The sequence below is a fragment of the Vibrio sp. 704 genome, assembly GCF_033339295.1.
Map to the genome: position 1 here is coordinate 1 of NZ_JAWOUH010000111.1, position 1,081 is coordinate 1,081.

Here is a 1,081-nt window from a genome sequence, read left to right on the forward strand (position 1 = left end):
ATCCTGCTTTTCAAAGTCTGCCGAAGTTGTTTTTGGGTAAAGGCAGCAATGTTCTATTTACTGAACATTTTGATGGTCTCGTCATTGTTAACCGCCTTTTGGGGAAATCGGTTTCAGAAACCCATGAAGATTATCTTCTGCATGTTCAAGGTGGGGAGGATTGGCCGAGTTTGGTGGCTTGGTGTGTTGCCCAAGGTATGGGCGGGATCGAAAACTTAGCTTTGATTCCCGGTTGTGCTGGGTCAGCTCCGATCCAAAACATCGGCGCATACGGGGTTGAACTAAAAGATCTTTGTAGCTACGTCGATGTATTGGATTTGACGACTTTAAAAACGAGGCGGATGAGTGCGGAAGACTGCGAATTTGGGTACCGAGATTCAGTTTTCAAACATGATCTATATGAAAAATGCTTTGTCACAGCCATTGGCTTGAAGCTGCCGAAGCGATGGACGCCGAAGAATCAATATGGGCCGTTACAAAACATCCCTGAAAACGAATTAAGTCCAAATGCAATATTTGAACGTGTGTGCCAAGTTCGTATGGAGAAACTGCCAGACCCAGCTAAAGTCGGTAACGCAGGGAGTTTCTTTAAAAACCCTGTGATCAGCCAAGATCATTATGATCAACTCATTCGAAAGCATAGCGACATGGTGGCTTACCCTGCAAACGAGGGAATGAAAGTGGCAGCCGGTTGGCTGATTGACCAGTGTGGTTTGAAAGGTATTTCAGTCAACGGTGCTCAGGTGAACCCTTTACAAGCGTTGGTATTAACAAATGTCGACAACTGCAGTGCTGATGACGTGGTTGCACTTGCTTCTCTGGTGAAAAAGGCGGTGTGGGATAAGTACCAGATTGAACTCGAACACGAAGTGCGCTTTATGAATCGTCAAGGTGAAACTAATCTCGCTAAGATTGAGGCTGCTCAATGAGAAAAGAACACTCAGTGAAGCTACATATCCTTAAAACACTCAGCGATGGCGGTTTCCATTCAGGTGAAATGCTTGGACAACAACTGGGCATTTCTAGAGCGGCAATTGCAAAGCACATTAAAGGGTTGAATGATTGGGGAGTGGATATTTAT

2 protein-coding genes are annotated in these 1,081 nt (G+C 45.1%); both read left to right on the forward strand.

The features are described 5' to 3' along the window. The coding region (gene murB, locus R7R24_RS24800; RefSeq protein ID WP_318119747.1) for a UDP-N-acetylmuramate dehydrogenase at window positions 1–929 on the forward strand (929 nt) is incomplete at its 5' end. Beyond that, on the forward strand, window positions 926–1,081 hold a 156-nt coding region (locus tag R7R24_RS24805; RefSeq protein ID WP_318119748.1), incomplete at its 3' end, for an HTH domain-containing protein. The genes murB and R7R24_RS24805, both read left to right, overlap by 4 nt.